This is a genomic window from Alteromonas gilva (assembly GCF_028595265.1).
Lineage (GTDB): Bacteria > Pseudomonadota > Gammaproteobacteria > Enterobacterales > Alteromonadaceae > Alteromonas > Alteromonas gilva.
The window spans coordinates 354,448-367,474 of record NZ_JAQQXP010000003.1; the positions used below are offsets into that span (position 1 = coordinate 354,448).

The window sequence follows — 13,027 nt, forward strand, 5'->3', positions numbered from 1 at the left end:
TATGGTATTGGAAACGCCTTTTCAGAGCCCCCAAATGCGCAAAGTGACGCGGATCTTTTTCGTCGGGATTGGCGGTGCTGGTATGGGTGGAATTGCTGAAGTCCTGCTTAATGAAGGCTACAACATCGCCGGTTCAGATATCCAGACCGGCGCAATGACAGAACGCTTAACCCAGCTCGGCGCAGATATCGCCATTGGCCATCATGCCGACAATGTCGCCGGTGCCAATGTGGTGGTGGTCTCCAGTGCAATCAACGAGGCCAACCCGGAAATTCAGTTTGCCCGTGAGCAACGTATTCCGATTATTCGGCGCGCCGAAATGCTCGCCGAACTCATGCGTTTTCGTCACGGTATTGCAGTGGCAGGCACTCACGGTAAAACTACTACGACAAGCTTAATTGCAACCATTTTTGCTGAAGCCGAACGTGACCCTACTTTTGTCATTGGCGGGCTGCTAAACAGCGCCGGCACCAATGCACGCCTGGGCAGCAGCCGTTATTTAATTGCTGAAGCCGATGAGAGCGATGCGTCATTTTTACACCTGCAACCGATGATGAGTGTAGTCACCAATATCGAAGCTGATCACATGGAAACCTATGGCGGTGATTTCAGCAAAATGACCGATACCTACATAGAGTTTTTGCACAACCTGCCATTTTACGGCCAGGCGGTAGTGTGTGGTGACGACCCGGTGGTACGTGAGTTAATTCCCAGAATTGGTCGCAGTGTACTGACCTACGGGCTGAATGCTGAAAATGATGTATACGCAACGGATATTGCCTTTCGTTTTGGCCAGACCAGCTTTACCGTGCACCGGCCGCAGCGACCGCCATTACCGGTCGTGCTCAATCAAACGGGAAAGCACAATGTGCTCAATGCACTGGCCGCAATCACGGTGGCAAGTGAAGAAGACATCGAGGATCAGGCGATACAGGATGCGCTGCAAAGCTTTGGCGGTATTGGTCGTCGTTTTGAAATACTGGGTAAATTCGATACCAGTGCGGGTGATGTGACACTGGTGGATGATTATGGCCATCACCCGACTGAAGTGGCAGCAACGATTGCCGCGGCCCGATCAAACTGGCCAGACAATCGCCTGGTAATGGTTTACCAGCCTCACCGGTTTACCCGCACCCGCGATTTGTATGAAGACTTTGTTGAAGTGCTATCACAGGTGGATTGTTTGTTGTTGCTCGACGTTTACGCGGCCAGTGAGCAACCTATCGAAGGTGCCGATAGCCGCTCATTGGCGCGGTCAATCCGCGCTCGCGGTCAGCTTGAGCCCGTCTATGTGAGTAACCATGATGAACTGCCGGCAATTTTAGCCAATCAACTGCGTCAGGGCGACATCGTGCTCACTCAGGGAGCGGGCAATGTCGGTCAATTAGCGAAACGACTGGCCAACGGCGGCCTCGTACCAGATCAAATGCATAAGGGGAACCTATGACCTTTACTTGCTATAGTGCCGGGGAATACGGCCGGGTTGCTGTCATGTATGGCGGTGACTCTGCAGAAAGAGAGGTCTCTTTGCGCTCTGGTGAAGCGGTGCTCAACGCACTGTTGTCGGCCGGCGTCGATGCTATTGGTTTCGACCCTGCTAAAGAGCAACTAACTGAATTAATTAATAAAAAAGTTGACCGCGTGCTCATCATGTTGCATGGTCGTGGTGGTGAGGATGGTGCCATGCAGGGCGCCTTACAATTGCTCAGGATCCCTTACACCGGAAGCGGTGTTTTGGGCTCTGCACTGGCTATGGACAAAATTCACAGCAAGCAAATCTGGCAGTGTTTACAACTGCCAACAGCGAAATATGAAATTGCTGTGAAAAGTCGCTTTGAAGCTGGATCATGCGGCGCTATAATGGATAAATTAGGGGGAAAAGTCATGGTTAAGCCCGCTCGGGAAGGTTCGAGCATCGGCATGGCCAAAGTGACTAGCGCTAAACAACTCGCGACTGCAATACAGGACGCTTTTAATTATGATAATCAAGTCCTGTTAGAGCAGTATATCGAAGGCCCGGAATTTACCGTTGCAGTTGTGCAGGGTAAGGCGTTGCCGTCGATCCGCATGTCAACCCCGCATATATTTTATGACTACTCGGCGAAGTACCAGGATGATACTACCGAGTATTATTGCCCAAGCGGTTTGTCAGATAAAGACGAGCAGCGCCTGGCATTACTTTGTACAAAGGCATTTGACGCGTTGTCAGCCAGTGGCTGGGGACGGGTGGACGTGATGCAGGATAAGCTAACCGGCGAATTCTTTTTATTAGAGGCGAATACAGTGCCTGGTATGACAGAAAAGAGTTTGGTGCCCAAGGCGGCCGCCGCCGCGAACGTTAGTTTTTCGCAGCTGGTGCTGGCTATTCTGGCAACGAGTATGGAGTAATGCGCCATGTCAGCTGACCAGCGTCAGGCGCCATGGGGCGGCATTGCATTTTTAGCCGTGGTGGTCGTGCTGCTAGGCATTGGTAGTGTACTGACCTTCCAGTGGATGCAGGATGAGCAACAGGCACCAGTGCAGGTTATTGATTTTTCTGGGCAGTTTGAACAATTAGACGTTTTACGACTCGAACGGTTAATCAGGCGTTCGCAACCCGGCAGTTTTTTTGCACTGGATGTGAATGAGATCCACCAATTGTTGGAGCAACAGGCTTGGGTTTATCGGGCGTCGGTGCGCAAACAATGGCCTAACCGGCTGAAAGTTTATCTGGTAGAGCAAACGCCCGTAGCCAGGTGGAACGAAGATTTAATATTGAACCCCTACGGCGAGAGTTTTAACGCCGAAGGTAAAGTACTTGGATTGCCGCAGTTATTTGGTCCGGGTGGCAGCGAGAGAACCGCGCTGGAAGGGTTCAATGCGATGCAGAAACTGCTTCGCAACCGGGATCTTGTAATCAAAGAGTTGTCGTTAAGTGAACGCTATGCGTGGCAAGTGCAGCTGGACAACGGGGTTGAAATAAACCTGGGACGTCAGGAGTTTATTGACCGTCTGCAGCGTTTTGTAGATGTTTATCCATTGTTGGAAGAACAACCCAGGGCGATAAGTTATGTAGACTTGCGATACGACACAGGGCTAGCCGTAGGCTGGCAACCTGATACAGACAATAACCAGAACAAAAGTTAAAAAAGAGATTAGTAATTTATGTCCAAACCGGCAGAACGTAATTTGATTGTAGGGCTCGATATCGGCACCAGCCGGGTCAAAGCAGTCCTCGGCGAGTTACTTGACGATGATCAAATTAGTATCGTGGGGGTTGGGACGCATGCTGCCAAAGGTATGGATAAAGGCGGCGTTAATGACCTTAACCTGGTGGTTAAGTCGGTCCAGAGTGCTGTGAATGAAATGGAACTCATGGCCGATTGTCAGGTTTCGTCAGTGTTTATGTCTATTTCAGGGCGACATGTAAAGTGTCAGAACGAAAGTGGCATGGTACCGATTAATAATCAGGAAGTGACGCAGGAAGACGTCGACAATGTGATTCATGCAGCACGCTCGGTACCCATCGCCGCTGAACGCAGGTTACTGCATGTGCTGCCGCAGGAATTTACCATTGACGTCCAGGAAGGCATTAAAAACCCTATCGGTATGTCAGGGGTTCGTATGGAAGCTGAAGCGCACATAATCACCTGCGCTGATGACATGGCCAAAAATTTAGTGAAGTGCATTGAGCGGTGCGAGTTACATGCCGATCAATTAATCTTTTCAGCGTTGGCGTCAAGTTATGCCGTGCTGACCGATGACGAGCGTGAACTGGGCGTTTGTGTGGTGGATATTGGTGCTGGCACCATTGATATCGTTATTTTTACTGATGGTGCAATTCGTCACACTGCGGTTATTCCGTTAGCGGGTAATCAGATTACCAGCGACATAGCGAAGATTTTCAGAACGCCAATCAGCAATGCCGAAGAAATTAAAGTTAACTATGCCTGTGCGCTAAAAGACATGGTTAGCATGGAAGAAAGTATTGAAGTGCCAAGTGTAGGTGGTCGCCCGGCAAGGGTAATGTCACGTCACACTCTGGCAGAGGTCATAGAACCTCGGTATCAGGAATTGTTTGAACTGATACACAAAGAAATTAAAGCCAGTGGCTTCGAAGAGCAGATTGCAGCCGGATTAGTACTATCCGGCGGCACTGCCAAAATGGAAGGCGCGGTAGAGTTTGCAGAAGAAATTTTCCAAATGCCGGTGCGAGTTGGTAATCCGCTTAACATAGTTGGGTTATCTGAATATACCGATGACGCGAGTTTTGCGACTGCGGTAGGATTGCTTCAGTATGGAAAAATGCAAGTCGACAATAAGAAGACCAGTAAGCAACGCACAGGCGATAGCTTGTTTAAACGCGTACAAAGCTGGTTCAAAGGTGAATTTTAATTTATAGGGGGCGCTTGGATTTACATACAAACAGCATGGATTGCTAATAATGTTGTGTAAATCGAAGTGTTAGAAGACGTACAAAACCGGAGAGTAAGTATGTTTGAATTGATGGATAGCCACGGTGAAGAAGCCGTAATCAAAGTCATCGGCGTCGGTGGCGGCGGTGGCAATGCAGTTGAGCACATGGTGTCTCAAAGCATTGAAGGCGTAGAGTTTATTGCAGTGAATACCGATGCGCAGGTATTACGCAGTTCATCGGCAGATGTCACATTGCAGATTGGCTCAAATGTTACCAAAGGATTAGGCGCTGGCGCCGATCCCAACAAAGGGCGAGAAGCTGCGCAGGAAGATCGCGAAACCATTCGTCAGGCGCTTGAAGGCGCGGACATGATATTTATTACCGCAGGTATGGGCGGTGGTACGGGTACAGGTGCTGCACCAGAGGTAGCGAAGATTGCCCGTGAAATGGGAATTTTAACGGTGGCCGTTGTTACTAAGCCGTTCCCGTTCGAAGGTAAAAAGCGTACTGATTTTGCTAACCAGGGCACCGAGGAACTGGCCAACAACGTTGACTCGTTGATTACCATTCCGAACGAAAAACTACTTAAAGTGATGGGTCCCGGCACTCCACTGCTGCAGGCATTCAGCGCGGCAAATGATGTGTTACGTGGGGCTGTGCAGGGTATCGCTGAGCTAATCACGCGACCAGGTTTGATCAACGTTGACTTTGCCGACGTAAGAACAGTGATGTCCGAGATGGGTAAAGCCATGATGGGCAGCGGTGCTGCGTCGGGGCCGGATCGAGCCGAGGAAGCCGCCGAAGCAGCTATCGCCAGTCCGTTACTGGAAGATATCGATTTGTCTGGAGCGCGCGGGATTTTAGTGAATATCACTGCTGGTCCTGATTTTGCCATTGATGAATTTGAGACGGTTGGTAATGCGGTCAAAGCGTTTGCGTCAGAGAATGCGACGGTCGTAGTTGGTACTGTTATTGATATGGATATGACCGATGAGTTGCGTGTAACCGTTGTGGCGACAGGTATTGGCGCTGAACGTAAGCCTGATATCTCATTAGTGAGCACTGAAGGTTCACGGTTAAGCACCTCTGCTCGTGAGTTCCAGTCCAGTAGCGAAAGTCGCTCAGTGGGCGGTACTGATGGCAATCAGGCACTTAAGGCAGATGAGAATGCACAGCCAGGCAACGATCTGGAATATCTGGACATTCCCGCTTTCCTGCGCAAACAGGCAGATTAAGTACTCAAGGTGCTTACGGTAAAGGTTAATTTACACTGGCCGCATACTTGACGAGATTGCTGGTTGTATTTTAACCAGTTATTTTGACAAGTAAGTACTGGCTAACTATAATGCTCGGCCGATTTAGGTTAGGTTTTTGATGACCCATGATTAGACAACGCACAATTAAACATGCTGTCCAGGAAACTGGGATAGGATTGCATAAAGGAGATAAGGTCACCATGACTCTCCGGCCAGCGCCTGCGAATACGGGAATCGTGTTTCGGCGTATCGACCTTGATCCTTATGTAGATATTCACTCGCGTGCGAACGCGGTGGGTAACACGATGTTGTGTACGTGTTTAAATAATGATGACGGTGTGAGCATTCACACCGTAGAGCATTTGGCTTCAGCCCTGGCCGGCCTGGGTATTGATAACATTATCGTTGAAGTAAACAGTAACGAATTGCCAATTATGGATGGCAGCGCCAGCCCGTTTGTATTTTTACTGCAATCAGCCGGTATAGAAGAGCTCAATGCGCCGAAACGTTTTATCAGGATGACAAAAACGGTACGCGTTGAAGACGGCGATAAGTGGGCAGAGCTACGTCCTCATAATGGCTTTCGGGTTGATTTTGAAATCGATTTTGAACATCCGGTAATTAGCCAGACGCGTCAGCACATGGTGATGGATTTCGATTCGTGTTCGTATGTAAACGAAGTCAGTCGTGCTCGTACGTTTGGATTTATGCGCGACCTTGAATACATGAATGCTAATAATCTGGCCCTCGGTGGCAGTATGGAAAACGCCGTCGCATTAGATGACTATCGCGTGCTTAATCCAGAGGGACTGCGCTACGACGATGAGTTTTTAAAGCATAAAATACTCGATGCAATTGGCGATCTGTATTTAGGTGGTCATAGCATTATTGGTGAACTGGCTGCGTATAAAACCGGTCATGGACTCAATAATAAATTACTCAATGCGGTGTTGGAACGCCAGGACTGCTGGGAATATATTACCTATGAGTCGCAGGATGAAGCACCGATTCGTTACGCACAACCAGCTTTAGTATGAACAGATTAGTATAAAAAGCCGCCCTCGTGGCGGCTTTTTGTTGTTCAATGGGTGTAAATGCCGCTAGAATAGCGGCAAGCTCGTGTTGAATATAATAATGATTAAATCACGTATGCAAGGCAGTTTGCCAAGCTACTAAGAACAGGCAATGAACCTTACAGTAACATTTATCAGTAAAAACAAACGCTTCAGGCGCACAATGAGTGTCCGCTCTATTGTCAGTCTGACCGTGTTATCTTCATTGTTTGTTCTTATTTCAAGTCGTTCTACTGACTCCTCAGTTGAAGATCTCGCCCGTGTTAAAATCGCGCAAAATGTATTAGCTGCTGAGCAACAGGAAGTGGAGTCGTTGAAAGCGGCGACCAGTGAACAGGTTAAAGCGCTAACGCAACAACTAAGTGTTATGCAAGGGATGTTGGATAATATCGATGCAAAAACATTGGTGCTGGCAAAAGCAATTGGCATCGACGAGCAGTCAATCATGGATTTCGGGCTGGCCTCTGACACGGTTGCCAGACAACTCGAACAGGAAGAACAGCGGCTATTAACGCCGATAGATAAATTAGGTCGTGAGTTGACGCATAAAGCACAACAACTGGCGGCACTTGAAAGATTGGTTACCGGGCACCATATAGACTCACAGGTGAGTTTATCAGGGCGCCCGATAGAGACGGGATGGTTATCATCCTACTATGGCATACGCAAAGACCCGTTTACGGGCGAACCTGCTATGCACAGTGGATTAGATTTTGCCGGTGAAACAGGCGACGATGTGGTCGCCACGGCAGCTGGAATTGTGACTTGGTCTGGCGAGCGCTATGGCTATGGCAATCTCATAGAGATTGAACATGGCGACGGTTTAGTGACGCGTTACGGCCATAATCAAACTCTGTTAGTGAAAAAAGGCGATCTGGTGACGAAAGGCCAGGCGATAGCACTAATGGGGAGTACGGGACGTTCAACAGGCGCGCATGTACATTATGAAGTCATAAAAGCCGGCAAAAAAGTCGATCCACTTTCTTACGTATACAAAAAGTAACGTAGGCCTCTATTTACGCCAATCAAATGTTACGCGACAAACATCCCTGCGGTGCAAGGATGTTTGTTATTTATAAAATCACAGCAGTGGAAATACCAACATAATGTTTGCAAGCATCCTCAGAAAAGTTTTTGGCAGTCGTAACGACCGACTATTAAAAAAATTACAAAAGCACGTCAATGCCATCAATGCATTGGAGGCGGAGTATGAGGCGCTTGATGATGCTGGGATCAAGCAAAAAACGGCAGAGTTTAAACAACGTCTGCAGGACGGCGCCACGCTCGACGATATCCTGATCGAAGCATTTGCGATAGTGCGCGAAGCAAGTAAACGTGTTTACGGTATGCGCCACTTTGACGTGCAGATGTTAGGTGGCCAGGTATTACACTCAGGTAAAATAGCCGAGATGCGTACCGGTGAAGGTAAAACACTGACGTCTACTCTGCCCACTTATCTTAATGCCCTGACCGGCCGTGGTGTTCACGTTATTACGGTGAACGATTACCTTGCCAAGCGGGATGCAAACTGGAGCCGTGATTTATTTGAGTTTCTGGGCCTGACTGTTGGCTGTAATGTGCCCGGCATGGCGCCAGCGCAAAAGCGTGAGGCCTATCTGGCTGATGTGACTTACGGAACCAACAATGAATTCGGTTTCGACTATTTACGCGACAACATGGCGTTTAGTCCGCAGGACCGTGTTCAGCGCGAACTGTATTATGCGGTGATCGATGAAGTTGACTCCATTCTGATTGATGAAGCGCGGACGCCGCTCATTATATCCGGTGCGGCCGAAGATAGCTCTGAACTCTATTTACGCATCAACAAAATTATTCCGGAGTTAGTACGTCAGGATAAAGAAGACGAAGAAGATAATTTTGGTGATGGCGACTACACAATCGATGAAAAAGCCAAACAGATCCACCTTACCGAAAACGGTCAGATTCACGTTGAGGAAATTTTAAAGCGCGAGGGTTTGCTACCGCAGGAAGAGTCACTGTTTGATGCCGGCAATATCTCATTACTGCACCACGTCAATGCCGCATTGCGGGCGCATAAGCTGTTTACCAAGGATGTCGATTACATCGTTAAAGAAAACGACATCGTTATTGTCGATGAGCATACCGGCCGTACCATGGAAGGCCGTCGCTGGTCAGAAGGTTTACACCAGGCCGTTGAAGCGAAAGAAGGCGTTAAGATTCAGAATGAGAATCAAACGCTGGCTTCCATTACTTTCCAGAATTATTTCCGCCTGTACGAAAAGCTTTCGGGTATGACCGGTACCGCCGATACTGAAGCCTTCGAATTCAATCATATTTACAGTCTAGAAACAGTCGTGATCCCGACTAACCGGGAAATGGTGCGTGATGATAAAGCCGATCTGATTTATCTGACAGCGCAGGAAAAGTACGAGGCAATTGTCGAAGACATTCGCCGCTGTGTTAAACGCGGCCAGCCAACGCTGGTGGGCACGGTTTCGATTGAAAACTCTGAGCTGCTGTCGAGCGTGCTTAAAAAGAACAAAATCCCCCATAAAGTACTTAATGCAAAATTCCATGCTCAGGAAGCCGATATCGTTGCCCAGGCAGGTCGTCCCGGCGCGGTAACCATCGCCACCAATATGGCTGGTCGCGGGACGGATATCGTCCTGGGTGGTAACTGGCAGGCAGAGGTCGAGAAAATTGAGTCGCCGACCGAAGCGCAAATACAGAAAATCAAAGAGCAGTGGGAAAAAGACCACGCGACAGTCCTTAGTGCCGGTGGCCTGCATATTATAGGTACCGAGCGTCACGAATCACGCCGTATTGATAATCAGTTACGGGGTCGTGCAGGCCGTCAGGGCGATCCAGGCTCGTCACGTTTTTACTTATCACTGGATGATGCGTTAATGCGCATTTTCGCTTCAGAAAAAATGGCCAGTATGATGAAACGTCTGGGCATGGAAAAAGGCGAAGCCATCGAACACCCCTGGGTTACCCGCGCTATCGAGAATGCCCAGCGTAAAGTCGAAGGGCGTAACTTTGATATTCGTAAGCAACTGCTTGAGTATGATGATGTGGCCAACGATCAGCGTAAAGTGATCTATGAGCAACGTAATGAATTACTCGACGAAGGTGATATCAGTCAAACTATTCAGGCGATCCGCGAAGACGTGATTCAAGGTGTGGTGGATGAATACATTCCACCTCAGTCACTGGAAGAAATGTGGGATGTCGCAGGTTTAGAGCAGCGTCTTAAAGCGGATTTCGCCGTGTCTGCGCCGGTCCAGGAATGGCTTGATAACGACGATAAGCTTTACGAAGAAAAGCTGCGCGAGAAAATTCTGGACGAATTAAACAAGGCTTATAAAGCGAAAGAAGCCATGGTGGGTGAGCAGGTGCTGCGTCAGTTTGAAAAAGCGGTGATGCTACAAAACTTAGACAGTAGCTGGAAAGAGCATTTAGCCGCCATGGATCACTTAAGACAAGGTATTCACCTGCGCGGTTATGCGCAGAAAAACCCTAAACAGGAATACAAGCGTGAAGCGTTTGAGCTATTTTCCAATATGCTTGAAGCGCTGAAGCTGGAAGTGATTACCATTCTTAGCCGTGTTCAGGTGCGTGCTGAGTCGGATGTTGAGAAAGTTGAAGAGCAGCGCCGTCAGGCCGACGAAGTGCCAAAGAACTTCCAGCATGCCGAATCAGAAAGCGACCCGGCTGCGGAAGCGAACGGCCGGCAAACTGAAGTTCGTAATGGCCCTAAAGTAGGTCGCAACGATCCGTGCCCCTGTGGTTCGGGTAAAAAATACAAGCAGTGTCACGGTAAATTAAAGTAACCGAACTTTTTTAATGTCAGGCCGGCTGCACAGCATGCCTGTGCATGCCGGCTTTGTTCTATCCGGAATGAGATAATGGATACCAAGGTAAACTATATTGATGTGGCAGTGGGTGTGATTCTGCGCGATCAAAAAACCTACGTCTGTTTGCGCCCAACGGATAAACACCAGGGCGGCAAGTGGGAGTTTCCGGGCGGTAAGATAGAAGCCGGTGAAGCGGCTGAACTGGCGCTGGCCCGTGAGTTAATGGAAGAGGTAGCCATAACGGTTACCCAGGCACAGCCACTGACAACCATTGAACATGATTACGGTGACAAGTGTGTGCGGCTCTTTGTCTTTGCGGTCACCGGGTTTGATGGCGAGCCTACCGGTGCTGAAGGGCAGTCAGGTAAGTGGCTGCCGTTAGCCGACATAGACATAGCGGATTTCCCGGCAGCTAACCGGGAAATCATCGAACAATTGCGTACCACTTTTCGATAAATTAAAAACGATAACGTTTCAGCTTATTTTGCATACCTGCGATTTCATCAACCAGCTCGGTACACTTTTGTGCAACCTGCTGCGCATATTGATAATTTTCAGCACCAACGCTTTGAATCCGGCTTAAGCGTTGGGCAACCTGCTCACTGATGGTGGCCTGATTACCGGCCATATTACTGGCTTGCTGGTTGAGCTCAGTAATAGTGGCAACTGCTTGCAATGATTGCTCTAACGACTGTCCTGCTTGTTGAGTGGTCGCCACTGTTGCATATGCATTGTCTTTGTTTTTCTGCATATTCTCTGTCGCGTCACGACTACCTTGTTGAAGCCGTTCTATCATGACCCTGATTTCCTCTGTCGAAGACTGCGTGCGGCTGGCCAGTGATCGCACTTCATCGGCGACAACGGCAAAGCCGCGTCCCTGCTCGCCGGCTCTGGCCGCTTCGATAGCCGCGTTCAGCGCCAGCAGGTTAGTTTGCTCAGCGATATTGCGTATTACATCCATCACGCCGCTTATTTGCTCACTGGCGTGAGCCAGCTCACTGATGACTTGTACTGAGGTATCGATATCCCGGGCCTGGGCCTCTATATCTTTAATGGTCGCAGTCAGCACACCGACACTTTTGCGGGTGTCAGAATCAGCCGCGCCGGCAGCATCATTGGATTGATGCAGATGTTCGGTTACCGCCTGGGTATTTCGCTGCAGGGTGGCCAGCGCCTCGCCAATGGCATCGGTTTCCTGGGTTAAGGCAGAAACCGTGGAACTAGACTGGCTGGCTGTTGCACTTAACTGGCGTGACTGCTCATGCATAGTCTCCGTGGCACTGCTGACGCCTTGCAGGGTATCCTGAAGCTGCGACAACAATGCATTGAAGGCTCCGGCCATTTGGCCAAATTCATCACTGCGCCTGGCGTCGAAACGAAAAGTCAGATCACCGTCACCCGATGCAAGGCTTTTAACTACGGTGATAAACTCATTCAATGGTTTGCCAACAATGTAGTTAATCAGGAAATACAGAGTCGCAAGAAGAGCACCACTGGCCAGGATGATTTTAGCCAGCACGGTCAATAAGGCGGTCGTCACTAACGCTGATTGTTCATCATTAGATGCCACCAGAATGATCGTGTATCCCCAGGAGGTAAACGGCACTTCGGTAACTTCCCACTCATCGCCAGGGGCGTTTAGAATTTGCCCGGCTTGTTCGCTAGAAATATGCGCAGAATGCATACGCAGGTTGCCTTTACTGTCTTTGATGGCAACAAAACCGTCGTCAAGCAACCGGCTCTGGGCAATCGCTTGCTCCAGCACATTGAGATCGGCAGAATAGCCGACGTACCATATGCCAATGACCTGCTGGTTCGCATCAAACATAGGTTCATAACCGGTAATATAAGGACTGCCAAGTATATCAACAGCGCCATAATAGGGCTCTGCGTTTCGGATCCTGGCCATGGCTTTGCCTTGTGGCGCCAGCTTGGTGCCAATGGCACGTTCACCATTATTGATAACATTGGTGCTGACGCGGATAAAATCATTGCCTGTTTTGCTGAATAAGGTGGCGGTGCCTCCCATTACGCTGGTTAAACCATCAACAAGACTAAAGTCATTGGCCTGGGGTTTCTCGCCCAGGAAAAGCTGCTTCGCGGGGATTTGCTTAACCTGTATCTCGTTGCCCTGGGACGGAATACCCAGCTCATTGCCTCGTTGTTTGAGCAGTTTCATACTGCTTACTACGCGTTCGTGCATTAACGCGTCGGTGACGGTGAGAATATTGCTAAGGCGGTCGGCCGTTTGTTGTTTCTGTGCAGCGATTTGCTCCGAAATCGCTGATGACGAGGATAGCGTGGTAATGATGGCTGTGATGATCGAAAAGCCTGTAATGATCACCGCAATGGCAATAAAAAATTTACGTTGAATTGACATAGTAACTCCGACAAGTACTCCCAACTGCGCAGTTCAAAGGCTCGCTACCGGATAGGCCAGCCAGCTTTGATTCAAAGATAACT

10 protein-coding genes are annotated in these 13,027 nt (G+C 49.1%); 9 read left to right on the forward strand and 1 reads right to left on the reverse strand.

Translation table 11 applies throughout. The annotated features are described in order from the left end of the window. The first annotated feature begins 1 nt into the window (after position 1). The 9 genes from murC to mutT all read left to right on the forward strand — a co-directional run bounded on the left by murC (position 2) and on the right by mutT (position 11,020). Complete coding sequence (gene murC / locus OIK42_RS17905) at positions 2–1,447, forward strand: UDP-N-acetylmuramate--L-alanine ligase (protein ID WP_273642475.1); 1,446 nt, start codon at positions 2–4, stop codon at positions 1,445–1,447. Beyond that, a complete protein-coding gene (locus tag OIK42_RS17910; protein WP_273642476.1) occupies positions 1,444–2,388 on the forward strand; it encodes a D-alanine--D-alanine ligase in 945 nt (314 codons plus the stop codon). Before murC ends, OIK42_RS17910 begins: the two co-directional genes overlap by 4 nt. A gap of 6 nt (positions 2,389–2,394) precedes the next feature. Then, positions 2,395–3,126, forward strand: a complete 732-nt coding sequence (locus OIK42_RS17915) for a cell division protein FtsQ/DivIB (protein WP_273642477.1) — start codon at positions 2,395–2,397, stop codon at positions 3,124–3,126. Between the two features lie 18 nt (positions 3,127–3,144). Next, positions 3,145–4,374, forward strand: a complete 1,230-nt coding sequence (ftsA, locus tag OIK42_RS17920; RefSeq protein WP_273642478.1) for a cell division protein FtsA — start codon at positions 3,145–3,147, stop codon at positions 4,372–4,374. A gap of 99 nt (positions 4,375–4,473) precedes the next feature. After that, on the forward strand, positions 4,474–5,631 hold the full coding sequence (gene ftsZ / locus OIK42_RS17925; RefSeq protein ID WP_273642479.1) for a cell division protein FtsZ: 1,158 nt from the start codon (positions 4,474–4,476) through the stop codon (positions 5,629–5,631). Between the two features lie 146 nt (positions 5,632–5,777). After that, positions 5,778–6,689 carry a UDP-3-O-acyl-N-acetylglucosamine deacetylase gene (gene lpxC, locus OIK42_RS17930; protein ID WP_273642480.1) on the forward strand — a complete coding sequence of 304 codons (912 nt, stop codon included), beginning with the start codon at positions 5,778–5,780 and terminating at the stop codon, positions 6,687–6,689. Between the two features lie 199 nt (positions 6,690–6,888). Next, complete coding sequence (locus OIK42_RS17935; RefSeq protein WP_374211880.1) at positions 6,889–7,728, forward strand: M23 family metallopeptidase; 840 nt, start codon at positions 6,889–6,891, stop codon at positions 7,726–7,728. A 103-nt stretch (positions 7,729–7,831) separates the two neighbouring features. Next, positions 7,832–10,540, forward strand: coding sequence for a preprotein translocase subunit SecA (gene secA, locus OIK42_RS17940; RefSeq protein WP_273642482.1), 2,709 nt, complete (start codon positions 7,832–7,834; stop codon positions 10,538–10,540). Positions 10,541–10,615: 75 nt separating this feature from the next. Continuing rightward, on the forward strand, positions 10,616–11,020 hold the full coding sequence (gene mutT / locus OIK42_RS17945; protein ID WP_273642483.1) for an 8-oxo-dGTP diphosphatase MutT: 405 nt from the start codon (positions 10,616–10,618) through the stop codon (positions 11,018–11,020). 1 nt (position 11,021) lies between these two features. Here mutT and OIK42_RS17950 read toward each other — a convergent pair whose 3' ends face one another. Further along, on the reverse strand, positions 11,022–12,944 hold the full coding sequence (locus OIK42_RS17950; RefSeq protein WP_273642485.1) for a methyl-accepting chemotaxis protein: 1,923 nt from the start codon (positions 12,942–12,944) through the stop codon (positions 11,022–11,024). Between the last annotated feature and the right edge of the window lie 83 nt (positions 12,945–13,027).

What these genes read in the sequence shown, in the direction of transcription:
- ftsZ (WP_273642479.1), top strand. Translation starts at nt 4,474, where the DNA reads ATGTTTGAATTGATGGATAGCCACGGTGAAGAAGCCGTAATCAAAGTC.
- ftsA (WP_273642478.1), top strand. Translation starts at nt 3,145, where the DNA reads ATGTCCAAACCGGCAGAACGTAATTTGATTGTAGGGCTCGATATCGGC.
- murC (WP_273642475.1), top strand. Translation starts at nt 2, where the DNA reads ATGGTATTGGAAACGCCTTTTCAGAGCCCCCAAATGCGCAAAGTGACG.
- mutT (WP_273642483.1), top strand. Translation starts at nt 10,616, where the DNA reads ATGGATACCAAGGTAAACTATATTGATGTGGCAGTGGGTGTGATTCTG.
- secA (WP_273642482.1), top strand. Translation starts at nt 7,832, where the DNA reads ATGTTTGCAAGCATCCTCAGAAAAGTTTTTGGCAGTCGTAACGACCGA.
- OIK42_RS17910 (WP_273642476.1), top strand. Translation starts at nt 1,444, where the DNA reads ATGACCTTTACTTGCTATAGTGCCGGGGAATACGGCCGGGTTGCTGTC.
- OIK42_RS17915 (WP_273642477.1), top strand. Translation starts at nt 2,395, where the DNA reads ATGTCAGCTGACCAGCGTCAGGCGCCATGGGGCGGCATTGCATTTTTA.
- OIK42_RS17935 (WP_374211880.1), top strand. Translation starts at nt 6,889, where the DNA reads ATGAGTGTCCGCTCTATTGTCAGTCTGACCGTGTTATCTTCATTGTTT.
- lpxC (WP_273642480.1), top strand. Translation starts at nt 5,778, where the DNA reads ATGATTAGACAACGCACAATTAAACATGCTGTCCAGGAAACTGGGATA.
- OIK42_RS17950 (WP_273642485.1), bottom strand. Translation starts at nt 12,944, where the DNA reads ATGTCAATTCAACGTAAATTTTTTATTGCCATTGCGGTGATCATTACA.